The sequence below is a fragment of the Mesorhizobium sp. LNHC232B00 genome (assembly GCF_000502435.1).
GTDB classification, from domain to species: Bacteria; Pseudomonadota; Alphaproteobacteria; order Rhizobiales; family Rhizobiaceae; genus Mesorhizobium; species Mesorhizobium opportunistum.
Genome location: NZ_AYWP01000013.1, coordinates 59,431 through 85,164, shown reverse-complemented (window position 1 = coordinate 85,164; position 25,734 = coordinate 59,431). Strand labels below are relative to the sequence as shown.

21 protein-coding genes are annotated in these 25,734 nt (G+C 63.6%); 10 read left to right on the top strand and 11 right to left on the bottom strand.

The genetic code is table 11. The features are described 5' to 3' along the window. Positions 1 to 155: 155 nt before the first annotated feature. Entirely contained in the window at positions 156 to 1,337 is a 1,182-nt protein-coding gene (locus X743_RS151705) for an HlyD family secretion protein (protein ID WP_023766483.1), read from the bottom strand. Beyond that, a complete protein-coding gene (locus X743_RS151710) occupies positions 1,334 to 1,813 on the bottom strand; it encodes a MarR family winged helix-turn-helix transcriptional regulator (protein ID WP_023766482.1) in 480 nt (159 codons plus the stop codon). The genes X743_RS151705 and X743_RS151710 overlap by 4 nt, the downstream gene beginning before the upstream one ends. 257 nt (positions 1,814 to 2,070) lie before the next feature. On the opposite strand from X743_RS151710, the gene X743_RS151715 reads away from it, so the two are divergent. Genes X743_RS151715 through X743_RS151740 form a run of 6 tightly spaced genes read left to right on the top strand, consistent with a single transcriptional unit; the run spans position 2,071 to position 7,887 of the window. Further along, positions 2,071 to 2,679 (top strand): CDP-alcohol phosphatidyltransferase family protein, encoded by a 609-nt coding sequence (locus X743_RS151715; RefSeq protein WP_023766481.1) that lies wholly within the window; start codon positions 2,071 to 2,073, stop codon positions 2,677 to 2,679. A gap of 38 nt (positions 2,680 to 2,717) precedes the next feature. Next, a complete protein-coding gene (locus X743_RS151720; RefSeq protein WP_198028447.1) occupies positions 2,718 to 4,499 on the top strand; it encodes a bifunctional alpha/beta hydrolase/class I SAM-dependent methyltransferase in 1,782 nt (593 codons plus the stop codon). A 13-nt stretch (positions 4,500 to 4,512) separates the two neighbouring features. After that, positions 4,513 to 5,853, top strand: coding sequence for a phosphatase PAP2/dual specificity phosphatase family protein (locus X743_RS151725; protein WP_084555535.1), 1,341 nt, complete (start codon positions 4,513 to 4,515; stop codon positions 5,851 to 5,853). Beyond that, positions 5,850 to 6,293 carry a hypothetical protein gene (locus tag X743_RS151730; protein WP_023766478.1) on the top strand — a complete coding sequence of 148 codons (444 nt, stop codon included), beginning with the start codon at positions 5,850 to 5,852 and terminating at the stop codon, positions 6,291 to 6,293. Before X743_RS151725 ends, X743_RS151730 begins: the two co-directional genes overlap by 4 nt. Further along, positions 6,290 to 6,952 carry a lysophospholipid acyltransferase family protein gene (locus X743_RS151735; protein ID WP_031257855.1) on the top strand — a complete coding sequence of 221 codons (663 nt, stop codon included), beginning with the start codon at positions 6,290 to 6,292 and terminating at the stop codon, positions 6,950 to 6,952. The genes X743_RS151730 and X743_RS151735 overlap by 4 nt, the downstream gene beginning before the upstream one ends. Further along, on the top strand, positions 6,952 to 7,887 hold the full coding sequence (locus X743_RS151740) for a phosphatidate cytidylyltransferase (RefSeq protein WP_023766476.1): 936 nt from the start codon (positions 6,952 to 6,954) through the stop codon (positions 7,885 to 7,887). Before X743_RS151735 ends, X743_RS151740 begins: the two co-directional genes overlap by 1 nt. 72 nt (positions 7,888 to 7,959) lie before the next feature. Here X743_RS151740 and X743_RS151745 read toward each other — a convergent pair whose 3' ends face one another. Genes X743_RS151745 through X743_RS151755 form a run of 3 tightly spaced genes read right to left on the bottom strand, consistent with a single transcriptional unit; the run spans position 7,960 to position 10,091 of the window. Further along, positions 7,960 to 8,400 carry a TadE/TadG family type IV pilus assembly protein gene (locus X743_RS151745; RefSeq protein ID WP_023766475.1) on the bottom strand — a complete coding sequence of 147 codons (441 nt, stop codon included), beginning with the start codon at positions 8,398 to 8,400 and terminating at the stop codon, positions 7,960 to 7,962. A gap of 13 nt (positions 8,401 to 8,413) precedes the next feature. Then, positions 8,414 to 8,839, bottom strand: coding sequence for a TadE/TadG family type IV pilus assembly protein (locus X743_RS151750; protein ID WP_084555534.1), 426 nt, complete (start codon positions 8,837 to 8,839; stop codon positions 8,414 to 8,416). 22 nt (positions 8,840 to 8,861) lie between these two features. After that, entirely contained in the window at positions 8,862 to 10,091 is a 1,230-nt protein-coding gene (locus X743_RS151755; RefSeq protein WP_023766473.1) for a pilus assembly protein TadG-related protein, read from the bottom strand. A gap of 361 nt (positions 10,092 to 10,452) precedes the next feature. Here X743_RS151755 and X743_RS151760 point away from each other — a divergent pair, with 361 nt between their 5' ends. Together X743_RS151760 and X743_RS151765 are read left to right on the top strand one after the other, a co-directional pair. Continuing rightward, positions 10,453 to 14,712 carry an autotransporter outer membrane beta-barrel domain-containing protein gene (locus X743_RS151760; protein ID WP_198028446.1) on the top strand — a complete coding sequence of 1,420 codons (4,260 nt, stop codon included), beginning with the start codon at positions 10,453 to 10,455 and terminating at the stop codon, positions 14,710 to 14,712. Positions 14,713 to 14,918: 206 nt separating this feature from the next. Further along, a complete protein-coding gene (locus tag X743_RS151765) occupies positions 14,919 to 15,338 on the top strand; it encodes an SgcJ/EcaC family oxidoreductase (protein WP_023766469.1) in 420 nt (139 codons plus the stop codon). 206 nt (positions 15,339 to 15,544) lie between these two features. On the opposite strand, the gene X743_RS151770 is transcribed toward X743_RS151765, so the two are convergent. Then, entirely contained in the window at positions 15,545 to 16,450 is a 906-nt protein-coding gene (locus tag X743_RS151770) for a hypothetical protein (protein ID WP_156934441.1), read from the bottom strand. Positions 16,451 to 17,105: 655 nt separating this feature from the next. On the opposite strand from X743_RS151770, the gene X743_RS151775 reads away from it, so the two are divergent. Together X743_RS151775 and X743_RS151780 are read left to right on the top strand one after the other, a co-directional pair. Further along, entirely contained in the window at positions 17,106 to 18,128 is a 1,023-nt protein-coding gene (locus tag X743_RS151775; RefSeq protein ID WP_051508554.1) for an aminopeptidase, read from the top strand. 188 nt (positions 18,129 to 18,316) lie between these two features. Beyond that, positions 18,317 to 20,608 carry an endonuclease/exonuclease/phosphatase family protein gene (locus tag X743_RS151780; RefSeq protein WP_023766466.1) on the top strand — a complete coding sequence of 764 codons (2,292 nt, stop codon included), beginning with the start codon at positions 18,317 to 18,319 and terminating at the stop codon, positions 20,606 to 20,608. 102 nt (positions 20,609 to 20,710) lie between these two features. Here the strand turns inward: X743_RS151780 and X743_RS151785 are convergent, their stop codons facing one another. The 5 genes from X743_RS151785 to X743_RS1000000172100 all read right to left on the bottom strand — a co-directional run bounded on the left by X743_RS151785 (position 20,711) and on the right by X743_RS1000000172100 (position 25,660). Beyond that, complete coding sequence (locus X743_RS151785; protein WP_023766465.1) at positions 20,711 to 21,694, bottom strand: substrate-binding domain-containing protein; 984 nt, start codon at positions 21,692 to 21,694, stop codon at positions 20,711 to 20,713. A 67-nt stretch (positions 21,695 to 21,761) separates the two neighbouring features. Further along, the gene (locus tag X743_RS151790; RefSeq protein ID WP_031257852.1) at positions 21,762 to 22,817 is read right to left on the bottom strand and encodes an ABC transporter permease; all 1,056 of its coding nucleotides are present in this window, start codon (positions 22,815 to 22,817) and stop codon (positions 21,762 to 21,764) included. Next, a complete protein-coding gene (locus X743_RS151795; protein WP_023766463.1) occupies positions 22,817 to 24,334 on the bottom strand; it encodes a sugar ABC transporter ATP-binding protein in 1,518 nt (505 codons plus the stop codon). The genes X743_RS151790 and X743_RS151795 overlap by 1 nt, the downstream gene beginning before the upstream one ends. Then, complete coding sequence (locus X743_RS151800) at positions 24,331 to 25,374, bottom strand: LacI family DNA-binding transcriptional regulator (RefSeq protein WP_023766462.1); 1,044 nt, start codon at positions 25,372 to 25,374, stop codon at positions 24,331 to 24,333. Before X743_RS151800 ends, X743_RS151795 begins: the two co-directional genes overlap by 4 nt. Next, a complete protein-coding gene (locus X743_RS1000000172100) occupies positions 25,358 to 25,660 on the bottom strand; it encodes a hypothetical protein (RefSeq protein ID WP_156934440.1) in 303 nt (100 codons plus the stop codon). Before X743_RS1000000172100 ends, X743_RS151800 begins: the two co-directional genes overlap by 17 nt. Positions 25,661 to 25,734 lie beyond the last annotated feature (74 nt).

Below are 25,734 nucleotides of genomic sequence, written 5' to 3'. Positions count from 1 at the left end.
CCCGGAAACATGAGGACCGACGGGTCCGTGTCGAAGGTTTCAAAATTCGGGCAAGCCGCGACGCGGTTCGGCCAAACGCTGATCCTTCCAACCCCTCCCATCAGACCAATCCTGCTGTTCGCTTCCACCCGCCTGGTCCCGGCGGGCTTCGCTCTCTACTGCGCGGTCTCGCCGGCCGTGGCGTGACCGAAGATCGACGGCCAGCCACGCGCCACACCGGTGTCGACGGTGACGGCGGCGCTCATGCCGGTGCGCAGCGCCATCTTGGCGTCGGGGTCCGTCAGTTCCAGGCGCACCGGAATGCGCTGCGTGACCTTGACCCAATTGCCGGTGGCGTTCTGCGCCGGGAGCAGCGAAAACTCCGCCCCGGTGCCGGCGCCGATCGCCTTGACCGTCGCCTCGAAGGTGCGGCCGGGATAGGTGTCGACCACGATCTCGGCCTTCTGGCCGGGCTTCATGTGGGTCAGCTGCGTTTCCTTGAAATTGGCGTCGATCCAGGTGTCGCCGGTCTCTACCAGCGCAAACAAGGGCGTGCCGGAACCGACATACTGGCCGACCTTGAACGACGAGGCCTGGCTGATCACGCCATCGGCTGGCGCCCTGACCGTGGTCTGCGCCAGGTCGTAGGCGGCCTTGTCGCGCGCGGCGAGCGCCGCCATCACGGTCGGATGCTTGTCGGTCTCGATGTCGGGATTGCCGGCAAGTGCCGCCTTGGCGCTGATGATGCCCTGCTCGGCAACCGCCAGTTGCTGCCTGGCCTTGTCGAGATCGTTCTTGGCTTGGTCGAGCGACGATTTGGCGTTGATGCCCTTCTGGGCAAGGTCTGCGGCGCGGTCGTATTGCGACTGGGCGAAGGCGACCTCGCTGGCATCCGACTTTTGCTGCGCCGTCGCCTGGCTGTAGGCCGCGCGCAACTGCTCGATGCCGACGCGTGCGACCGCGACCGCCGCGTCGGCCTGGGCCAATGCGATGCGGTAGGGCTCGGGGTCGATGGCAAACAGCACATCGCCCTGCTTGACCAGCTGGTTGTCGGATATGGCGACCTTGACGATGCGGCCAGCCGTATCCGAGGCGATCGACACCTTGGCCTGCTGCAGGTTGGCGTTCTCCGTCTCCTGGTAGCGCCCGCCGGTGACCCAGACATAGCCGCCGCCGATGGCCAGCGCCGCCGGCAAGGCAAACATCAAAAGCGAGCGGCCGATGCGGCGCTTCTTCTTTGGCGTCGGGGCCGGCTCCGGCACCACCGGGGCCGCCGCGACGGGCGTGTCGGCCGGCTTGGCCGGCGATTCCATCTCAACCTTCGGGGTGTTCTCGTCTATCTTCGCTACGGCGTTCATGCTGCTGCGCCTTCTGTACTCTTGATCTTTTCGTCGGACGGCGGATCGCCGTCGCCGAGATTGTGTGCCATCGCGTCGAGCGCCCTGATCAGGACGCGACGATCCTCCGGCGAAACGCCGACGAGCGATTCTTCATAGACTTCGCCAGCCAGGCTCTTGACCTCCGCATAGGCGGCACTCGCCTTGGCGGTCGGGAAAATCATGCGCACACGGCGATCGGCGGCGTCGGCGCGGCGTTCGATCCAGCCGCCCTCCTCCATCCGGTCGACAAGGCGCGAGACGCTGATCGGTTCGATCTCGAGCAGTTCGGCGAGCCGCGCCTGTGTGATGCCTGCTTCCTTGGCGACGCGCACCATCAGCCGCCATTGCGCCGAGGACAGGCCAAGGCCGCTGGCGCGCGTCTCGAAACGCTTGCGCATCAAGCGCTGCACGTCGTGGATCAAAAATCCCAATCTGTCCAAGCCATCTGAAACCATGAGCGGTATATATGATAAGCGTGCTCACTATTCAAGCCGCTATATCGCGGTTGAAAGCCGGCAAATGCGCATGGCGGCCGCCCAACGTCATCGTGGTTAGCGACTGGTGACACTCGCGGCCCGAGCTAGCGACTGCCGATCTCCGGGCAGCGTCCAATCCGCCATATCAGATGCCAGCACCCGTTTGGGCGCTGCAGCCGCTGGTCGCGTACGACATATTCATGTACAGCCGCAGTCAGGATCGGGGGATCAACGCAATGCCGACGCTTTACGCGCTCAAGCCGGCTTTCCAGGGGAGACTGCGGCCGCTGGTCAACCGGCTGGCGGCCATCGGTGTCACCGCCAACAGCGTAACCATCCTGGCTGCCCTGATGTCGATCGCGGCCGGAGCGGTCATCGCGACCCTGCCTGAATGGCGCTGGCCACTGCTGCTCATTCCCGTGGTGCTGTTCGTGCGCATGGCGCTCAATGCGGTGGACGGCATGCTGGCGCGCGAACATGGCCAGGCTTCGACGCTCGGCATGTATCTGAACGAGATCTGCGACGTCGTTTCAGACCTGGCGCTGATCCTGCCTTTTGCAGCCTTTGCGCTGTTCAATACCTGGGGTGTCATCGCCTTTGCCATCACTGCGGTGCTGACCGAGTTCGCCGGTGTGCTCGGCATCGCGGCCGGCATCGGGCGCAATTATGCCGGGCCGTTCGGCAAGAGCGACAGGGCGCTGGCGCTGGGCGTGGTGGCCGTTCTGTGCGCCGCCGATCTGTGGTCTCCATCCATCGCGCCGCTTGTGTTTCCGGCCATGGCAACGCTTTCGCTGCTGACCGCCATTAACCGGATACGCGCCGGCCTTATTGGCAGCGCCAGCTGAGCACCGGGCTCGCCATGCCGCCAGAGGGGAAGACCATGATGCACGGATCGATCGCAGCGGCTGCCGAAAGCCTTGGCCGGCAAGCACAAGAGCGTGTCTTCCTTAGCCACGACGGAACCGAAATCTTCTACCGGTTCTGGCCGGCGGTTTCCGCGGATGCCAAGGGCGCGGTGGTGCTCTTCCATCGCGGTCATGAACATGGCGGCCGCATGGCCCATCTCGTCGACGAATTGCAGATGCCGGATCACGCCTTCTACGCCTGGGATGCCCGCGGCAACGGCCGTTCGTCCGGCGAACGCGGCTATGCTCCGTCCTTCGCGGCGCTGGTGCGCGACATAGACTGCTTCATGCGCGAGATCGCCGCCAGGGATGGCTTCGCGACGCAGGATATCGCGCTGATTGCGCAGTCCTTCGGCGCTGTGCTTGCCGCCGCCTGGGTGCACGACTATGCGCCGAAACTGCGCGCCATGGTGCTGGCCTCGCCGGCCTTTTCGGTCAAGCTCTACGTGCCCTTCGCCAAGGAAGGCATTGCGCTCTGGCAAAGGCTCAAGGGCCGTTTCTTCGTCAACTCCTACGTCAAGGCGAAATTCCTGACCCATGATCCCGTGCGCATCGCCTCTTTCGAGAGCGATCCACTGATCACGCGGCCGATCGCCTCCAACATCCTGGTCGAACTCTACCAGCACGCCGCCCGTATCGTTGCAGACGCCCGCGCCATCACCGTGCCGACGCAGCTTCTGCTTTCGGGAAGCGACTGGGTGGTACGCCATGGCCCCCAGCACGAATTCTTCGTCAATCTCGGCAGCAGGACCAAGGAACGCCATGTGTTGCCGGGTTTCTTCCACGACACGCTGGGCGAGCGCGACCGGGCGCAGGCCCTCGATCTGATCCGGCCGTTCCTGGCCAAGCAGTTCACGGCGCCGGACGCGGCGGCCGACCTGAAGCAGGCCGATATTGCCGGCTACACGCGCGACGAAGCCGACCGGCTTGCCTCGCCGCTCGATCTGCTGTCGCCAAAAGGGCTCTATTGGGCGTTCAGCCGCGCCTCCATTCGCATGGGCGCCTGGGTCTCGTCGGGCATGAAGGCCGGTGTTACCACCGGCTTCGATTCCGGCTCGACGCTGGACTATGTCTACGAGAACGACGCGCGCGGGCTGACACCGCTTGGCCGCTTCGTCGACCGCATCTTCCTGGAGGCCATCGGCTGGCGCGGCATCCGCCAGCGCAAGCTGCATCTGGAAGAACAGATCGGCTCTTGCCTGGCGACGCTGAAGGCCGCCGGCCGGCCGGCCCATATTCTCGACATCGCCGCCGGCCACGGCCGCTATGTTCTCGATGCGATCGTGAAGAGCCCCGACCAGCCGGCAAGCGTTCGCCTGCAGGATTATTCCGACCTCAATGTCGAGCTCGGCCGCAAGCTTATTGCCGAGCGGCACTTGCCGGCCAGCGTCTCGTTCAGGCGCGCCGACGCTTTCGATGCGGACATGCTCGCCGCGACCGATCCGGCGCCGGACCTCGCCATCGTTTCAGGCCTCTACGAACTGTTCTGCGACAATGCGATGATCGCCCGCTCGCTCGGTGGACTGGCCGGCGCCATGCAGCCGGGCAGCCTGCTCCTCTACACCAACCAGCCCTGGCATCCGCAGCTTGAGATGATCGCACGCAGCCTGACCTCGCATCGCGGTGGCCAGGCCTGGGTCATGCGCCGGCGCACGCAAGGCGAAATGGACCAGCTCGTCGAGGCGGCCGGTTTCGAGAAGCTCGACCAGCGCATCGACCAATGGGGCATCTTCACCGTCTCGGTCGCGCGGCGCCTGTAGGACCCGCCGCGGCATGCCCACTGACCCCGAAGCTTCGCAATCCGTAGCCAATGCAATCGCTGAACCCTATGGCCGGGTGGTGGTCAGGGCCGCGTTGTGGCTGGCGTTCCTGGCGCCGTTCTTCTACCTGACCTATGGCTTCGCCAACTGGCTGGCGTCGCGGCGCGACGATGTCGGTAGCATCGTGTTCTCCTGGGAACACAACATCCCGTTCGTCGCCTGGACCATAGTGCCCTACTGGTCGATCAACCTGTTCTATGGCCTGTCGCTGCTGCTCAACGATAGCAGGCAAGGGGTCGACCGCCTGGCTGGCCGCTTACTCACCGCGCAAATCGTGGCTGTCGCCTGCTTCATCCTGTTCCCGCTGTCGGCGACATTCGTGCGGCCGCAAACAACCGGCCTGCCGGGCTTCATGTTTGCCGTGCTTGGCGGTTTCGACAAACCGTTCAACCAGGCGCCCTCGTTGCACATCGCCCTGCTGGTGATCATCTGGGACCATTGGCGCCACCGGCTCGGCGGCCTTCTCCTGCCGCTCTGGCATGGCTGGTGCTTCCTGATCGGCGCCTCGGTGCTGACGACATGGCAGCATCATTTCATCGACATCCCGACCGGCGCGCTGCTCGGATTTTTCGCGCTCTGGCTGTTTCCGCGCAGCGGGGAATTGCCGATTTCAGACTTCCGGTTGACCCGCGATGCGAAAGCCCGCCGGCTGGCGCGGTTCTATGCGCTGGGCGCCGTCCTTGCGCTGGCGGGCGCCGTGTTCGGTGCGTCCGTTTCAGCCGTCGCGCTCTTCGTGCTTTGGCCGGCTTTGGCACTGGTCATCGTCGCCCTCGCCTATGCCGGGGCCGGCTCAAAAGTGTTCCAGAAATCCACGGATGGCAGCGTCGCCCTCGCAAGCCGCATCCTGCTCCTGCCCTACCGCCTTGGCGCCAGGGTAAACATATGGGCCTGGACACGTGATCTTGCTGCGCAGGCGGAGGTCGCCGACGGCGTCTTTCTCGGACGCTTTCCCACCGCAAGCGAGGCCAACGGCTTCGGCACGGTCATCGACCTCGCCGCCGAACTTGAAAAACCGGTGGGAGCGATTTGCCGCTGGATCAGCTTTCCGATGGTCGACCTGTTGCAGCCGCACGCAATGATGCGCCAACAGGCAGCCGGCGCGCTGGAGAAAGCGCGCCGCAACGGTACGGTGCTTGTCTGCTGTGCGCTTGGCTTCCAGCGCAGCGCCGGCGTTGTCGCCGAATGGCTGGTCGCGACCGGCAGGGCCAAGACGCCGGCCCTGGCTCGCGAGATGCTGACGGCCGCCGGCCGGCCGGTTCATCTTGCCGAGGCCGTGCAGCGGGCGGCATCATGACCGGCAGTGCCTATCGGGAAAGCACCGACCGCCTCGCCGGCATGCTGATGCGGCAGGCCGCGTGGCCGGCCGCACTCGTTGTGGCCGCAAACGTGCTGGCGCCCCTGGCCGCTTTAGCGCGCGGCGCCTTCGAGACCTGGCCCGCGGCCGTCGCGCTGTCGCTCGCCGCCGCGAGCGCGGTTGCCGTGCTGGCGCTGTCGGCGCTGCTGGCATTCGACGCGCTGCTGTTCCGGCTGATGGCCAGCCATGACGATGAGACTTCCGGCGGCGCTGCTGTGGACGACATCCTTGCAGGCATGCGCCTGAAGCGGCTGCCGCCCTCTACACGTTCGCTCGACGAGCGCATGGCCGGTACGCGCCGGTTGCTGACCAGGCAGCGCGCAGCCCTTGGCCTGTTCGTGGCGATGCTTTTGGCGGCGGGATTCTGGGCGCCGCGATGAGCAGGCTTGCGCTGAAGACTTTTACCCTGCTGCAGACGGTAACCTCCGTCGGCCTCTCGGCGCTGGCCTGGGCGGTGACCGGGGTGCGCCCGATATGGAGCGGCAGCCTGCCGTCGGACCGGCAGCGCATCTATTTCGCCAATCACACCAGCCATGGCGACTTCATCCTCTTGTCCGCGTGCCTGAGCGAAAAAGAGCGCGCGATCACCCATGCCGTGGCGGCGGGCGAGTATTGGGGAAAATCGCGGCTGCGCCGCTTCATCGCCGAAGACATGCTGTCGTCCGTGCTCATCAACCGGCAATGGACGAAGCCCGAGGAAAACCCGATCGAGATCATGCTGTCGGTCCTCGACCAGGGCCACTCGCTGATCCTGTTTCCCGAAGGCACCCGCAACATGACAGAGGAGCCGCTGCTGGCCTTCCGCTCCGGGCTCTACAATTTGTCGATGGCGCGGCCTGATGTCGAGCTGATCCCGTGCTGGATCGAGAACATGTCGCGCGTGCTGCCCAAGGGCCAGTTCCTACCGGTTCCGCTTCTGTGCCGCGTCGTCTTCGGCGCGCCGGTGACGGTGGCTCCGGGCGAAGAGCGCCGTGCCTTTCTCGACCGAGCCCACGCCACGCTCCTGGCGCTCAACCCGCGCCCCGAGCGAGACAAATGATGCGCCACGACATCTCGATTTTGATCATCGGCCTGCTGGTGGTGCTGACGACCGCCAGCATCGTCGCCGCCATGCTGTCGGCGCGAGCGCCGAAGCCGCTCAGTTCGACGCTGATCAATCTGACCCAACGCATCAACGCGTGGTGGGTGATGGTGGCGCTGATGACGGTCGCCTTCTTCTTCGGCCGCTACGGCATGACCATCCTGTTCGCGCTGATTTCCTTCGCGTCGCTGCGCGAATTCGTCACGCTGACGCACACAAGCCGCAGCGACCATTGGGTGCTGCTTGGCATGTTCGGCATCATCATACCGGTTCAATACTGGCTGGTGTGGACCGCCTGGTACGGGCTCTTCGTCATCTTCATTCCGGTTTATTGCTTCCTGCTGATGCCGGCCATTACCGCGCTGCACGGCGACACCGAACGCTTTCTCGAGCGGATCGCCGCGCAGCAATGGGCTGTCATGATCTCGGTCTATTGCGTCAGCCATGTTCCAGCGCTGCTGACACTCGATGTGCCCGGCTTCGAAGGCCGCAATCTGCTGCTGATCGCCTTTCTCATCATCGTCGTGCAAGGCAGCGACGTGCTGCAATACATCTTCGGCAAGCTGTTCGGAAAACACCGTTTCTCGCCGACCGTCTCGCCGTCGAAAACCTGGGAAGGCCTGATCGGCGGAGTGGTGTCGGCGAGCCTGCTCGGCGCGCTCTTGTCCTTCGTGACGCCGTTCTCGCCGCTGCAGGCGGCGTGTGTGGCCTTCGTCGCCTGTTCAATGGGGTTTCTGGGCGGGCTGGTCGCCTCGGCCATCAAGCGCGACCAGGGCGTCAAGGACTGGGGCCATCTCATCGAAGGCCATGGCGGCATGATGGACCGCACCGACAGCCTGATCTTCGCGGCCCCGATCTTCTTTCACATCGTGCGCTATTTCTGGACACTCTGAGCCGACAAACGCCGGCCCTCAGAGCTGGTTCCGGACGTCCCAGCCAAAAGCGCATACCGGCTGGATCGCTGGCTAACTGCCGACCAGCGGCACGGTAACGGTTGTCGCGTAATTGATGGGAAAGGCGCTGAAGTATGGAAAATCGATGACGAAGGCATAGGTGGCGGTCAGATGCGCCATGCGAAAGCCGCCGCTCGCCGGGTCGATGAGGATCGTGACGTTCACATCCTTCAAACCCAGGGCCTGTAGCTTCTGCGTCGCGATCGATTGGATGTCGGCCTGCGTCAAACTGTTCTGAAGTTGTAGCGAGCGTGACGATGTCTCGAGCGTATATCGAACACTGGAGACGGAGTTCATCGACCAGCCGAAGGCGAAGATGCCGAACAGCAACATGATGAGAAAAGGCGCGATGAGCGCGAATTCCAACCCAGCCCCGCCCGACCGATCCCGGCTGAATGCGTTCGCCTCGGCGCCTTGTTTTGAAGCGGCCCCAAACGGAAAACCGCCACGCATTCCCTGTATTGCCCTAGCGAACACGGATCACCTCGAGGTGGCCAATGGTGCTGGAAGTGGAAAAGACGCCGAAGGTGACGGGCGGCACCCAGGTCGCGGATGCCTGGATCTGAACGTAGATCGACGGCACCTTCGGCCCGCTGCAGAGGGCGGAGGCGTCGACCACGGTGGTTCCGCACATGTAAATCCGGCTTAGCGTGACCTGGCCATCCGCCGGCCGATTCTCCCAGCTCGCAATGGCAACCGCTTGGGTCACTGTATCGCTGGCCGATCCTTCCATGATCAAGTTGGCGGCCGTCTTCACGCCGGCGCGCATCGACAGCGAGCTGGTCATATAGGACCAGCCGTCCAGGATCCCAAGCAGCGCTACGCACAGCAAGGGGAGCACCAACGCGAACTCGACCGCGGCAACACCCGTATCGTCACTCAGGATCGGCACTGGTGGTCGTTCCATGGCTGGGCTACTCGACCAGCGCCACGGACGGCGCTGCTGGAATGTTGTCTATTCCCAGGCTTTTGCAATTCTGATTGATGGTTGAGTTGCCGGACCACTGGATCAGATCCGCAACAACCCGGGTGCAACCGTTCTTGCCCGAGAAATTGCCGAGGTAGTTGACCTGTTGCTTGGGGAAATAAAGCGAGCCCGTCAGCAGCGACGACGCCGTGCCGTTGAAGGTGCTCTGTCCACCGGTGCCCGTCCTGTCACCATACATCAGCACGCCCGAATAGGTGCCGGATGTCGGTGCGCTCAACGTGACGGTGGCGTTGCCGTTCATCGAAACACGCGATGCACCGGCAAGGTAAATGGTAACGCCGTCGCCGGAGATATTGGCGTTCGCATTCACTTTGAAATCGCCGCCCTGGATGACATAGACGCCGGGCTGAAGCGTGACATTGCCGCTAAGACTGAGTCCATTACAGTACGTACCCGGCCCTAGCGTCGTTTTGTTGGCGTTCTGGCAGGGGTTCGAGGCCGCCGGTGCCGGCAAGCCGGCATATGGGTCGGCGGCGGGCAGCGCCTGGGTGATCGGCGCGGCGCAGACCGTGGTGACGGGGTTGCTGAGAGAAACACCGCCCGCCGTTATCAGGCAATCCGCCTGGAGGCCGGCCGAGCCCTGAAGCTTGATGGCGTCGGAAGCGATCGAATTCGACATAACCGAGCAGCCGACGACCTTGACGGTCGTATTGCCTGAAAACAGCACCGCCTGCGAAGCAGACGGATCGAGCGCGAGCATGCAGGCGCTCGAGGCATCGGTGATGAGCGCCACGGCCCTCGCGTGCTCGGGAACCTTGTCTTGCGTGAAAATCGACGTGAAAATGCGGTCGAGGTTCTGCCCGACGATGACCTCTACCGCTTTCTTGGCCGTGTTCGGCCCGGACACGGGCGGCGTATTGACGACGATCGTGCCCGAGCCGAGCCCGTTCGTCGCGGCCGACTGGGTCGCCGCCGCGACGACTGTCGGCTTGTCGGAACCCGAAATTTGCTCCAGCGCGCCGGCATAGGCCGCGGCATCCGCCGTGGCCTGCAATCTTAGGCTGTTATAATACCAGTAGGAGGTTTCCACGCCAAAACCCGCCGCACCGACGACGATCGGCAGGGTAAGCGCGAAGATCGTGGCGACATTTGCACTTTTGCTCCGGCATAGAGCGGTCGCCATGAGCCAAGTTCGGGTGAAGCAATCGCAGGCCATAGCGTAAATTAGAAAGCACGCATATGTAAACGAATGGCTAAAAAGTTCGGTTCATTTTGGTCGCGGCTTCGATTTGATTCAAAAGCCGGCCTTGGCTGATCGTGCCCGTAAATTTCTCGTGAACAATAAATTCTCGGCGCGGGCGCCGCGGATGGTTTACCGGCTGTTAACGGCACGAGCGCTTCTCGGTATAGTTTACTGGCTAATTTAGCCTTCACAAATATAACTTTTATCTTCTTCCGTACATAGTTGCAGTCGCACAACATTCTTAGCGTTTTGGTAGTCCTCTGGACTATAGGTGGATTGCCGGGCGGTAGCATTCATGCTGCGTTCGGTGCATCTGGAATCAGGGGACGAAGGCATGGCGGGACGGATACACGTGCGCGGCGGGGTTTTGGCCGTAGCGCGCGGGCGGTTTTGGGCGGGGGCTTCCCTGGCAGCGCTGGTCGCCGCCGGGATGGCGCCGCGCCAGGCGGTGGCGGGTAACTACGTCGCCAACAGCGAAGGCACGCTTCGCGCCGCGATCACCGCCGCGAATGCCGATCTTGATCCCAACGCGACTGTCACGCTGACCGCCAGCTTCGCCGTATCGTCCACGAGCCTGCCGACGCCCACTAAGCCGCTGACGATCGACACGCAAGGGTTCATCCTGTTTGGCGGCCTGGGCAGCGGCGTCCCAATCTCCGGCGCGGGCGCCGCGAGGACGCTGATAGGTACGTTCAGGGGCTCGGATGGCGGCACTTCATCAGCGGGGCTGTTAATCCGGAATGGAGCCGCGGTGATCAATATGGGCTTGGTCCAGGGCGGAACCGGCGCTTCGGGATCCGGGGGCGCGGGCGTCGATTTCGGCGGTCCGGGTGCTGCCACGACCTTGACCAACCACGGAACCATCCGCGGTGGTCCCGCAGTGAGCGGCAGCGGCGGTATTGGCGTCTACGTTCGAAGTGGCACCGGTCAGATCATCAACACCGGCACCATCGAAAGCGGTGGCCCGGGTGTGGGCGCCATCGCTGCCAATGCCGCTGGTGCCTCGATCGATATTGTCAACAGCGGCACGATCCGCGCTGGAACCGGCGCCAACGCGATCGGCTGGATTTCGAGTGTCACGCCGACAACCGGCGTAATCAGCCTCGAGCTCCAGGACGGCTCGCAGATCTTCGGCAATGTGGTGGCGAACGCCACGGCGACCACCGACCGCCTCCGGCTCAACGGAACCGGCTTCTCGATCCTGGATGGTTCGATTGGCGCCGCCGGGCAGTATCGCAACTTCGACATTTTCGAGAAGACCGGCAGCGGCACCTGGGCACTGACGGCCGACAACACGGCGACCACCAACTGGGATATCCAGCAAGGCACCCTGCAACTGGGAAATGACGGCACCAGCGGCTCGATCATCGGCGACGTCGCCAACGCTGGCACACTTGCCTTCGACCGCAGCGACGCGCCGACATATGGCGGCACGATCAGCGGCACGGGCTCGGTCAGCCAGATCGGCAGCGGAACGACGATCCTCACCGGCGCCAATACCTACACCGGCGGCACGGCGGTCAACGCCGGCAAGCTCGTCGTCGAGGGCTCGCTCGGCAATACCGAAACGACGGTCAACAGCGGCGGCACGCTGGGCGGTTCCGGCTCGATCGGTGGCGCGGTGATCGTCGCCGATGGCGGCGTGCTGGCGCCAGGCTCCAGCCCGGGCACGCTTACGGTCGGATCGCTCAGCCTGAGCTCCGGCTCGATCCTCGACTACGAGCTTGGCCAGGCCGGCATTGTCGGTGGCGGTGTCAACGACCTGATCGAGGTGACCGGCGCGCTGACGCTGGACGGCAGCCTCAACATCACCGATGTCGGCGGCTTCGGGCCCGGCGTGTACCGGCTGATCAATTATGGCGGCGCGCTCACCGACCACGGTCTCGAGCTCGGCAATTTGCCGGCCGGCGTCACGGCCGCCGACCTGACGGTGCAGACCTCGGTCAACAAGCAGGTCAATCTGATCAGCAGCGTCGGCACCGATTTGTGGTTTTGGGACGGCGATGCAGCCGGCAACGCCAACAACAATCTGGTCGATGGCGGCAACGGCACCTGGACGGCGACCAGCCCAAATTGGACGACCAGCACCGGCCTGGTCAACGGAGCCATGAAACCGCAACCCGGCTTTGCCGTCTTCCAGACGCTCGGCGGCACCGTCGTCGCCGACGACAGTGCCGGCGCGCTGGAGGTCACCGGAATGCAGTTCGCCGCCGATGGCTACCGCATCGAAGGCGACCCCGTCACACTGGCCGGCGCCGGCGGCGAGAGCGTCATCCGGGTCGGCGACGGGACGGTGGCTGGCGCGGGCTATACAGCCACCATCGCCTCGGTGCTCACCGGGGCCAGCAGCCTGACCAAGACCGATGCGGGTACGCTGGTGCTGTCGGGCGCCAACACCTACACCGGCGGCACGACGGTCTTGGGCGGCGTGCTTTCGGTTGCGGCCGACAACAATCTCGGCGCCGCCGCTGGCGCCCTCACCCTGTCAGGCGGCACGCTGCGCAATACGGCGGCCTTCGAGTCCGCGCGCGGTGTCATACTTTCGGCGGCCGGCGGCACCGTCGGCACCGCGGCCGACCTCACCTTGTCCGGCGCGATCTCGGGCGCCGGCAGCCTTGCCAAGACCGGCGCCGGCACGCTGACGCTGACCGGAACCAACAGCTATGGCGGCAACACGTTGGTGGGGGCTGGCACCTTGGTCGGCAATGCCGCTTCGATCCGAGGCAACATCGGCAATTCCGGCATCGTCGTCTTCAACCAAGCGGCGGACGCCAGCTTTGCCGGCGATATCTCCGGCACCGGCGCAATGGTGAAGGATGGCGCCGGCACGCTGACCCTTTCAGGCACGTCGCTGCTGGACTGGACTGTCGACCAAGGCGGCCTCGTCGCGGCGGCCGAGCGCTTCGGCGGCGATGTCTCGATCGGCGCCGGCGCCTCGTTCACCTTCGACCAGACCGCCAATGCGAGCTATGCCGGCGTGCTCTCGGGCGCCGGAAATTTCGTCAAGGACGGCTTGGGGACAGTGGTTCTGGCCTCGGACAACTCGGCTTTCGCCGGCGCCACTTTGGTCAATGGCGGCACGCTCGCCGCGGGCGCGGCCAACGCGTTCAGTTCCGCTTCGCAGTTCTCGGTCGCCTCGGGCGCGACGCTCGATCTCGCCGGCACCTCGCAGACGATCGCAGGGCTGACCAACGCGGGAACGGTAGGCATCGCCGGGAGCCTCGGAAGCAAGCTGACCGTCAGCGGCGACTATGTCGGCAATGGCGGCAATATTCTCATCGGCGCTGCCCTGGGTGCCGACAACTCACAGACCAACATGCTGGTTATCGCCGGGGGCACGTCAGGCGTGGGCACGCTCCAGGTCGTCAATCTCGGCGGCGGCGGGGCGCAGACTGTCGAAGGCATCAAGATCGTCGATGTCGGCGGCGTCTCGAATGGCAGCTTCTCGCTCAAGGGCAACTACTCCTTCGAAGGCGATCAGGCGGTGGTCGGCGGCGCCTATGCCTACCGGCTCTACCAGGGCGGCACGAGCACGCCCGGCGACGGCGACTGGTATCTGCGTTCCGCCCTGATCGATGGCAGTGGACCCGGAACTCCGCTCTACCAGGCCGGCGCACCGCTGTACGAGGCCTATGCGGGTGTTTTGCAGACATTCAACCAGCTAGGCACGCTCCAGCAGCGGCTCGGCAACCGGTCGTGGACCGTGGAAGCGCAAGGCGCCGACGGGGTTTCCGACGAAGTGAGGGCCGAGGCAGGCATCGGCCTGTGGGGCAGGATCGAGGGCACCAGTGGCTCCTACGATCCTCGGAATTCGACGACCACAGCGAGTTACGACACTTCGACCTGGAAGCTTCAGACTGGCGCCGACATGCTCCTTTCCGACAGCGCCGCCGGTCAGCTCATCGGCGGTGTCGCTTTCCAGTACGGCACCGTATCAGCCGACGTCTCGTCGCTATTCGGCAGCGGGTCGATCGACAGCACCGGCACCGGCGTTTCCGGCTCGCTGACCTGGTATGGCGCGGAAGGCTTCTACCTCGACAGCCAGGCGCAGGTGATCTGGTATGACAGCGATCTCGACTCGGCGACCGCCGGACAGCGGCTGGTCGACGGCAGCAATGGCGTCGGCTACGCGCTCGGCGTCGAAGCGGGCAAGCGCATCATGCTCGACCCGAGCTGGTCGCTGACGCCGCAAGCGCAGCTTGCCTGGTCGTCCGTCGACCTCGACGCGTTCACCGACGCCTTTGGCGCAAGGGTTACGCCCGGCAGCAATGACAGCCTGCTTGGCCGTCTCGGCCTGTCGCTCGACCACCAGTCGCAGTGGCAGGACCGCAGCGGCCGGACCGGGCACACGAATGTCTACACGATCGCCAACCTCTATTACGACTTCGAGGACGGCTCGTCGGTCGACCTGGCCGGCAGCAGCCTCTCGAGCAGGAACGACAAGCTCTGGGGCGGTCTCGGCATCGGCGGCACGATCAACTGGGCCGACGATAAGTTCTCCGTCTTTGGCGAAGCTGTCGCCCGCACGGGGTTGGAGAACTTCGGTGACAGTCATGCACTGACGGGTTCGCTCGGTTTGCGGGTCAAGTGGTAGAAAGCCCACGGCCGTTAGTCCGTTGCGGAACCTGCCGCTCAGCATGCTGCGTGGCGGCCATGATCGCCCCGACCGTTGCTACCACGGAGAAAGCCGATATCCATCCCGCATCCGATGCCGTGTTCAGTTGAAATTTGACTTTTGCCGTGGTCGCATCCGGCTTCCGGCTCCTGTATGGCTGGCGTAAGTATGCAGGAGGCGTGGTCATGAGCGTGACGAACAGCAAGCCCGAGCATGTCGCTGCCGCTTTAGCGAACGCTTGGAACCGGCACGACATGGATGAGTTCGCATCTCTGTTCGCTTCCGATGCTAATTTCGTCAACGTCGTAGGTGTTTGGTGGAAGAACCGGTCCGGAATCGAAGCAGCGCACCGAGCCACTCATGACACCATGTTTCGGGATAGCCGCCTGGAAGGCGATGTCTCGTCGGTTGTGGAATTGGCTCAGGGGCTTGCTTCCATTCACCACAGTTGGACCCTAACGGGAGCATCTGCTCCGGACGGAACCCCGATCGGGATCAGGAAGGGCATATTGCTTCTGATCGTCCAAGAAGGACGGTCGGGATGGCGCATCAAGGTGGCTCAGAACACGGATATTGTTCCTGCCATCGTCGCCCCTGCAGCTTGAGCCCGCGCACCGACCAGAACGGCGCGCGAAGCTGCCATTCTCCAGCAGGCCACCCCAAAACAAACAAGGCCCCTGCCAGGGCCTTGCGTATTAAGGGTATGACGGTCTGCAATTTCGAGAAGATGGGCGGCATGCACCATTTGCATAAAGGGCTAAGGCATCAATCTGATTTTGAGAAAGTCCCGTCTAACGCGCCTGCAGCTTTTTCAAGGGTTATATTCTGAGTAAGTGCAGCTAAGAAATGTAGTTAGTATTTGTCGTATTGAGCGCCACTCACCAAGCAGATCATACGAGTAAGATGCTTTAATATTTATATTATTGTAGTCAAACTCATGAATACATTGAGGGAATCGTACGCTGCCACCCCTGATGCATTCGATTTCGTCGGGGCGATCGCCTTCCGCAGCGTTCGTAAAGAGAGTCATATTCTGATACGCTGGAATCTTCTCGTTCGTGACCTCGACTAGGCCGTCAATGTTGCTGGGTTGCGTTTGTAGCGGCGGCATCTCGCGCGACCACCCGAGGCCCATCGCGGTTCGTACCCGTATCGCCAGGACATCTTTGACGCTGTAGCGGTGATAGAGGAGGAATCTCACCCTCGGAGGCAACTTCCACGGTGCGATTGGCGCCCCTTTCGCTGTGTGGCGATCCACCCAAGGTAGAGGCCGTCCGTCCATTAGCATCAAGAAGTTCTCACCGCTCTGGACTGTTTGAGCTTTAGGTCCGGCGGGAAAAGGAAACGCCAGATACGATCCCGGGTAGGTAATTTGTACCGGGGCGACGGACTTGTCAGAGCTCGCGATGACGACTTGCCTCGTGTCAGCACTGCCTTTGACGAATTCGCACCCCCGCAGATAGTTCAGGGATGCGGACATTGCGACGCCGAGGGGGGCAAGCCAGGTCACCACGCTTAAGACTGAAATCTGGAAAGCTCTGCCTCGAATGCGTCGGCGGAAATCGCGCTGACAGTCGTTGTTGGCGATCCAAGAACCAACAACCGCGTCGGCGCGAACGGCGGACCGCAACAAAATCGATCGCCAATGGCAGACCGCTGACTGCTTCAGATCAGCGCGCACAAAATCGACAAGGCCAAGCGTGGCGTTTGACATCATGCAACTCTCCGCCGCTTTAAGATTTGACGCGTTCTTCGCTTCGCTATCCCTCAATAGACTCGGTAGCATAGCTGCGATTAAGTTAAGACATTGTCGTAAGTAAAGGCAAAAATATTTCCCAAGGTTTAGATAGCTCTAATACAGTCTCCGCCTTGAGCAACTAGCAATGACGATATCTAACAGCTTAAGACCTAGGCGATTGAGGGTATCTCTCTCTTTTTATGACCATTTTGTGTAATTCGAGGATAGTTTCGATTTACAGTTGCCGGCACTCCCGGTGCTTTAGCCGGCAACCATCCAATATGTCTTCGGGAGGCGCGGTCTTGGCATGCCCCAGATCGAGCCCGCAGACCGGCGTCCGCTTTCAGGAGGCTGTAGGGTGGCCGTGTGGCTGACATTGGGGGCGAAGCCGATGCTCGAGTTAGGGGCAGCGGAGAGTCCGCGTTTCGCCGATTTTGTCAGACAGTCGCCATCCATCGCTTCATACGCGAACGGCCGCCTCGCCAATCCCGCCAAAACCCGCCCCTGCCCCACCACCTCTTGACGAAAATCGGCACGCCTGTGAGACACAGGGGCAAATGGGGCATTTGCTCCATGGGGAGACAAGCAAGCGGTGGGCAGGAAGCGGGTTTTTCGATGGCTTGCCGCTGTGATCATGGCGTCCGCCATCACCGGGTGCACCAGCATTTCCTATTACGCGCAGTCGGTGGAGGGCCATGTACGGATCATGGCGGCGCGGAAAAGTGTCGGGAGGCTGATCCGCGACCCTTCGACGCCGGAGACGTTGCGCGCCAAGCTGACGTCGGCGAGCGCCATACGTCGCTTTGCCACGGATGAACTGGCGCTGCCCGAAAACGGCAGCTACCGCAGTTATGTCGACATCGGCCGGGACGATGTGACGTATGCGGTTTTTGCCGCGCCGCAATTCTCGCTCACGCCAATTACATGGTGTTTTCCGGTCTTCGGCTGCGTTCCGTACCGGGGCTATTTTTCGCGGAAATCCGCGGCTGAAAGTGCTGTCGAACTGCAGCGACGGGGGCTCGACGTCTACGTCTCGGGCGTCACCGCATATTCCACGCTGGGCTGGTTCAGCGACCCGCTGCTCAGCACCATGCTGCGCCAGGACGACACCTATCTCGCCAGCCTTGTCTTTCACGAGCTGGCGCATCAGAAAATCTATGTCGACGGCGACTCCGCGTTCAACGAGGCTTTCGCGGTCTCCGTCGAAACCAGCGGCGTGCGGAAATGGCTTCGCGCCACCGGCAATCGCGCCGGGTTGCGCCGTTATGAAACGAATCGCAAGCGCAGTTCCGATTTTCTTGGGCTGATCGCGAAAACGCGGGACGAGTTGGGCCAAGTCTATGGTAGCCCACGTACCCCGGAAAAGATGGCGGCTGCCAAGGCAGCCACGATCGACAGGCTGCGGGTGCGCTACCGGCGGATGCGCGACAAGCAATGGGCTGGATATCGGGGATACGATGCCTGGTTCGCCGCCCCGATCAACAACGCCAAGCTCGCCGCGACCGCTGTCTACGGCGAACAGGTTCCGGCGTTTCTTCGCCTGTACGATTTGTGTTCCGGCGACTATCCAAGGTTTTATGCCGCCGTTCGCCGGATCGGAGATCTGCCCGCACCTTCCCGAGCCCAGGCTCTGAAGTCCGCCGCTGCCTGTAACTGATATTGGCGAGCAAGGCCGCGCAAGCCTGGCCCGCAGGGCAATGTGAAGCGCTTCATGGTCTGGACGGTTGTCTTTGTCATAGTTTCATTAGGTGAGCAGGGTTACGTCACGTGAGCGCGGGGGCAAAGATGGGCGGTCGGTTGCTGGCGGTTTCTTGCGGGTCCTGGCTGGGCAGAGTCCTGGCCGGGTTGGCGATCTTTGCTGTCACGCTTCTTGCCGAGCCGATCGGCGCGAGCGGCCAGGAAGTGGAAACGGTGCGCGTTGCCACCTTCAACGCCTATCTGCTGTCGCCGATCTTCAAATGCGCCAATCCGAACTTCGCCGATTGCCTCATCCAGATCCACGGCCAGACTGAAAAACAGGCCAAGCATCTTGCCGAGACCATTCTCAAGGACACCGACCGCTTCGACATCATCGCCATCAACGAGGCCTGGGACGAGGACGCCAAGCAGATCCTCATCGATAGGCTGACGCCGGTCTATCCGAACTTCGTGCGCAAGATCGACGCCGCGCTCTTGAAGGTGCGGCCGCAGGCCATCGTCGATGCCATCACCAGCCTCGATCCGGCGGCGGCCATAGCCATCTATGGCGAGCCGATCGAGAAGATCGACGGCGAGGACAGCGGCCTGATGTTCTTCGCCAAGAAGGAGTTCAAGTTCCTGCCGCTGCCCGACGGCAGCTTCAAATGGGGCAAGAACGACGGCGAGACGCTGGATGCCGCGACCGACGAGGTCGGCTTCACGCTCTACGATCATTGCGGCGGCGTCGACTGCCTGTCCGGCAAGGGCGCGGCGATCGTGCGACTGCTCCACCAGCCCTCGCAAAGCAATTACACGGTCGTCTTCACCCATGCCCAGGCCGACTATTTCGACAAGAGCCCGCCCGAGCTTCACGCCGACGCCCGCGATGCGCAGTTCGACCAGGTCCAGAAGCTGATCGAGACGACGCTGTCGCCGCTGACGGCCGCGCAGCGCAAGCGCGAACGGGTGCTGGTGATGGGCGACCTGAACGTGCCGGTGTTCCACCAGCCGATGGGCGAATGGGCGCGCCGCTTCGCCAGTCCCGGCAAATACTGGACATCCAGGCATTATGACAGCTGGGCAGCGACCAACCGCGCCGACCCCGGCATCTCCAACTACATCGACGGCGAGCGCTACGATTATATCCTCGCCGCGCCGCAGCCTTATCTGAGCGGCGGCATCGAAGGGCCGATCTGCGTCCAGCATGTCACCATCCCGGTCGATTTCGTCAACCTCGAGAGCGACCACAATCTTTTGACCGCCGAACTCAATCTCGGCAACAATTTCTGTCATCCGGGCATCGCCTACCAGGTCGACCTGAAGCCGAAGAAGGGGCCGGACGGCAAGCCGCAGGCCGAGGAGGTAATCGATTTCAGGAACGGCCAGGACGTCACCCAGATCCGCTTTCCGGGTTCGATGCAGTGGTTCCACGTCGTGCGTCAGGATGCGGGCAGCTATTCGATCGGCGCCGACAATCCGGGCGTCAACATCGACATATACCAGCCGTCCAACATGACGACGCCGATCTCCAGCTATTACGGCGACACCAGGACGGTCCATGACGGCGAGCAGACCTTCACCGTGCACACCTATGCGCTGCCCAAGGAGTTCTTCATCCGCGTCACCGGCAAGGACCGCGACTGGCGAGGCAATTATGCGCTGCTGGTGCGCCGCCATACCTGTGCGACCAAGGAAGAGGCCTGCCCGCTGCAGCCTGGCGAGCCGCCGCAGTTCGCCTCGCTCACGGAAGCCGGCAGCCTGCTCGGCAGCCAGGACGAAGCCTGGTTCCGTTTCGACGTCGTCGGCCAGGCCGACAGCGGCGCCGACCAGACCGTCACGCTGACCGCCGACGGCTTGCCCGACCCGAACGGCTACAAGGCGACGCTGGAGGAGTTCGACAACCCGCATGGCGGCGAACCCCCAATCGCTATCTCCGGCAGCAGCCGCATCGTCAGCGACGCCATGGGCGACGGCACGCATGGGTATCTGGTCATCCACCAGGCCGCGGCCGGAAGCCAGCCGGTGCGGGTGCGCGCCTCCATGCAGACCACGGTGCGCAATCTCGAGATCAAGGCGCTGATCTGCGAGGACGAGACCAACCCAGAATTCGGCTCCGACGACATCTTCACGCAACTGTCGATCGACAGCCGCACCATCCGTTTTCCGGCTTCAGGCGAGGTGGAGTTCGACTGCGACGACTCCGCCGACCAGAAGGATTGGGCGACGCGGTTCGGCAGCCCGACCCTTACCTTCGTCGACCATGCCGGACTTAAGGTGTTCGAGCAGGACACCATCCGGGACGACCCCAGCCACGTCAGGGATTTTCCCGACCTGCCGGCCGGCGCCAGCTCGATCGACGGCGTGCGCACCCCGCTGATCTGGAATTTCGAGGGCGGCCGCTACCGACTCAACTACGAGCTGACGATGCGCAGGAACGAACCCGTGGCGGCCGCGCCGTAGCAAATCCGAGATCGAGCCGCGTCCCTGTCGATTGATCGATTCCCAAAAAACAAGGCCCCTTGCGGGGCCTTGTCGCGACACCTTCGATTGTAGGGCCCTGCCCTACTTCCCGGCCAGCGCCTTGGCGTTCTCAGCCGTGATCGCCGTCGTCTCCACCGTCACTGTCGGCTCCACAGAAGTGGCGCAGTCGAGCAGGATCTTCTTCGACATCTCGATCGCTTCCTTGGCGCCCGTCGGATAGGTGAAGGTCGCCGCCCAGTCACCCTTGGCGACGGCCTCGATGCCGCCGGCCGGTCCCGGCAGGCCATCGGTGCCGATGATCTTGACGTCCTTGCCGGCACCCTTGGCGGCGAGCAGCGCGCCGGCCGCCATCATGTCGTTGGAGGCATAGAGCACCTTGATGTCGGGGTGCGCCTGCAGCATGGCGGCGAACGCGGTCTGGGCTTTGTCCGGCACCCAGTCGGCGGCCTGCTCGGCGACCACCTGGATCTTGGCGTTTTCCTTGACGCCGTCCTTGAAGCCGTTCAGCCGTTCGACAGCCGGCGTCGAGCTCGGCAGGCCTTCCAGCACCGCCGCCTCGCCGCCATCCGGCAGCAGGGTCTTGGCGGTGTATTTGCCGGCTTCCATGGCGATCTTGTAATTGTCGCCGCCGATGAAGGCTGTGTAGTCCTTGCCGGGGTCGCCGACCGTCTTGCGGTCGAGTTCGATGACCGGGATGCCGGCATCCATGGCGCGCTTGACCGCCGGCGTCAGCGGGGCCGCCTCGAAGGGCGAGATCAGCAGAATGTCGACCTTCTGGGTGATGAAGTTGTCGACCTGCGAGGTCTGCGTGTTGACGTTGCCGGCGCCGTCGGCGATCTGCAGGGTGAAGCCCGGCACTTCCTTGGCCGCCGCGGTCAGCTCGTCATTGACGTGCTGGCGGTAGGGTTCGGCATTGTTCGCCTGCGAAAAGCCGATGATGAACTGGCCGTCCTTGGCGCAGGCTTTCACCATCGGGTCGGCGGCCTGCGCCGCTCCAGCAATACACAGGCCAGCGCCTGCCAGAAGCGCGGCCTTGAGCACGCGCCTTTGTGTTGTGGTTTTCATAACTCTCTCCTCCTCGTCGGGCCGGGGGCCAGACCTTGGTTGACGTCCACTTGCTGCCGCCTTCCTCCTAACGACCCAAACCCTCGCGACGGCGAACGAGGGATTGAAGCACTGCCGCCAACACGATGATCGCGGCGGTCGCGAGCAGCTGCATGGCAGGCGTGATGTTGTTGAGCTGAAGAATGTTGGCCAACGCGCCGAGCATGATGGTGCCGGCAACGGTGCCGACCATCGAGCCGGCACCACCGAACAGGCTGGTGCCGCCGATGACCACGGCGGCGATGGCGGTCAGCTCGTAGCCCATGCCGTCATTGGCGCTGCCGAAATTGAACTGGCCGGCATGCACGATGCCGGCAAGCGCCGCGGCAAAGCCGGTGATGGCATAGACCGAGATCTTCACCATGGATACGGGCACGCCGGAAATGCGCGCCGCGCGCTCATTGCCGCCGACGGCAAAGACGTAGCGGCCGAAGCGCGTGGTGTTGAGCACCACCGTGGCGATCGCGGCAAAGACGATGAAGACCAGCGTCGCCACCGGCACGGTGTTGTTGAACAGACGCTCGCCCAGCACGGCAAATACCGGCGGCGCCAGGCCCGGTCCGTCGCCGTAGGAGATGTTGATGTACTGGTTGCCGGAGACGACGAGTGCCAGACCGCGCGCGGCCTGCAGGCCGGCGAGCGTGACGATGAAGGGTTCGAGCCGGAAACGGGTTGAGATGGTGCCCTGGATGGTGCCGAAGACGATGCCCATGACCAGCACGGCAAGGATGGTGGGGATGAGGCCGAAACCGCCGGAAATCATCATCGATGCGGTGACCACGCTGGACAGGCCGAGCACGGCGCCGACCGACAGGTCGATGCCGGCGGTGATGATGACGAAGGTCATGCCGATGGCGATGATGCCGGTCTCCGACACGGCGCGCACGATGTTGGCGATGTTGTCGGGGTTGAGGAACAGGATCTCGCCATGCCGGCGCGGCGAGAAGATGATGCCGCCGATCGCCACCAGCACCAGGCCGATCAGGCTCTGGAAGCGCACGATGAGGGCCAGCGGGTCGCGATGCTTTGGCGCTGTCGCCGGCACCGCCGGAGCTACTGCCACCGAGATCTTTTCGTCCGTCATCAGGCCTCCCTGCCATTTGCCGCGGCCAGCACCGTGTGCTCGTCGACGCCGCCGATGAATTCCGCCACATTGCGCCCCTGGCGCAGCACCACGATGCGATCGCAGAGCCCGATCAGTTCCGGCATCTCGCTGGAGGCGACCAGGATGCCGAGGCCCTGTGCGGCGAGCGCCCGCAACCGCGCGTAAATCTCGCCCTTGGCGCCGACATCGACGCCGCGCGTCGGCTCGTCGAGCAGCAGCAGCCGGGGATTGCCGAGGATTTCCTTCGCCAGCACCACCTTCTGCTGGTTGCCGCCGGACAAAGCGCCGACGGCGATGTCGGGGTTCTTCGGCCGGATGTCGAACTGGCCGAAGGATTGCCGCACCGCATCGGCCTGGCGGCGCGGCGACATCAGCCCGGCCGGCGAGATGCGGCGGATCACCGACATGACGAGGTTGAGGCCAACCGCCATCCTGAGCATCAAGCCGCTGCCGCGGCGGTCGTCGGTGACAAAGGCAATGCCGGCCGCGCGCGCCGCCTTGATCGAATCCAGTTTCACCGGCCGCCCGTCGATGGCGACCTCGCCTTCCCAGCGGCCGGACAGGCCGGCGCCATAGAGCGCGCTGAGCAATTCCGTACGCCCCGCCCCCATGATGCCGGCCAGCCCGACGATCTCACCCGCGTTGACGTCGAGCGAGATGCCGGTCGGGGGCTGCCATCCGGCACTTTCATGGGCAAGCCTGAAACTCGCATCGCGCAGGCTGAGCAGCGTCTTGCCGGCGGTCCTCGAGCGTTCGGGATAAAGCTCGTCCAGCGGCCGCCCGACCAGGAGGCGAACCAGCTCCGCCTGCGGCGCGTGCGGCTCGGTGACGCCGGCAATGCTGCCGTCACGCATCACCGTCACCCGGTCGGCGATCTGCGGCACCTCTTCCAGGCGATGCGAGATATAGACGATGCCGACGCCGGTGGCGGCAAGCTTGCGCATGATGTCGAACAGCCTTTCGACCTCACCGACCGTCAGCGCCGCCGTCGGCTCGTCCATGATCAGCACGCGCGAGGCGTAGGAAAGCGCCTTGACGATCGCCACGACCTGGCGCTGGCCGATCGACAGATCGGCGACCATAGCCGCCGGATCTATGGCAAGCTCGATGGCTTCCAGCCGCTTGCGGGCCTCGCCGCGCATCGCCGGCACGTCGAGGAAGCCGCCCGGCCGCATCAGCTCGCGGCCAAGGAACAGGTTGGCGGCGACGTCGAGCGTCGGCACCAGGTCGAGTTCCTGGAAGATGGTGGCGATGCCGGCGGCTTGCGCCTCGCGCGGATTGTTGAAGGTTACCTGCTTGCCGTCGATGAGGATGGTGCCCTCGTCCGGCGTGTAGACGCCCGACAACAGGTTCATCAGCGTCGACTTGCCGGCGCCGTTCTCGCCGAGCAAGGCGTGGATCTCGCCGGCCTTGAGATCGAAGTCGACGCCACGCAGCGCCTGGACGCCGCCAAAGCGCTTGACCGCACCGGTAACGGAAAGCAACGGCGCGCTCATATTGACATCACCGGGGCTGACCTCACGGGAGCCGACATTATGGGAGCCGGCCCCGCACAGGATTGCCGGACCTGCAGCGTCGCCTGCAGCCGGACCGCCTGCGGCTCCAGGCCGCTCGACGCGATGCGGGCGCACAGCAAGGTCGCCGCCTGCCGGCCGATCTCGGTGCAGGGCTGCGCGACGAGCGTCAGCCGCGGCTCGAAGCAATCGGCCCATTCGAAATCGTCGAAACCGGCAAGCGAGAGATCCCCCGGTATCGAGAGGCCCCTTTCGCGGATTGCCCGCACCGCTCCGATGGTCGTCATGTTGTTGCCGGTGACCAATGCCGTGGGCGACGATGGCAGGGACAGGATGGCGTGGGTCGATGCCGTGGCGCTCGCCGTGTCGACGTTCTCGGGCGAGACATAGTGCGGCAGGCACTCAAGTCCATTGGCGACGAGCGAGGCGCGAAAAGCCTCGATGCGTTCGCGCGTCGTCGCCAGGCCCGGCTGGCCGGCGATATAGCCGATGCGCTTGTGGCCGAAGGAAGCGACGTGGTCGATGAGCGCCCGCATCGCAGTTTCGTTCTCGACGCCGATCTGATCGAAGCGCTGGTCGGCGAAGCGGTCGATGAGCACGCAAGGCAGTTTCTTCTCGGCCAGGTAGTCGATGGCGCGCTGCGGCGAACCCGACGGTGCCAGGATGACGCCGTCGACCCGGCGCTGGTGGAAGGCGCGGACCACCGACAGCTCTCGGTCGGGATCTTCCTGCGTGTCGGAGAGGAACACCATGAGGCCGAGCCGCGCGCATTCGGCCTCAACCGCGCAGATGATGTCGGTGAAATAGGGATTGGAAATCGCCGAGATCGCCAGGCCGACACTATTGGTCGAGGCCACCTTCAACGACCGCGCCAGCTCGTTGGGCTGATAGCCCATCGCGGCAATCGCATCATTGATGAGCCGCGCCTTCTCAGGCGAGACGAAGCGGGTGTGGTTGATGACATGCGAGACGGTCGAAACCGACACGCCGGCGCGGCGCGCGACCTCAGCCATTGTCGGCATGATGGCTCAATCGGAGTGCTGGCAAGCGCTCCTCCCTGATGATGCGTTTCCTGGCCCGCTCTAATTGATTTCGGCGGATTTTGGGAAACCATAATGTCATCGAAACGTTTGCGCAATCGCTTCGATGCGTTTTTTCGCCGAGACCGTTCGTTGTGGTGCCGTGGCAATCGCGCAATCTTATCTTTGGCGGAAAATAGAGCGTGCGCGCACGATTGACCTGCCGATACTCGTGAGAACACATTGCGGTATCGTTCGGGATCGCAGAAGCATCTGGGTCCAGCTTCACGAAGAAAGGCTCGCTTGAAATGGCTGGTATTTTCTATTTCCGGAGCCCGGCTGGTCGTTGAGGCGTCGGGCGAG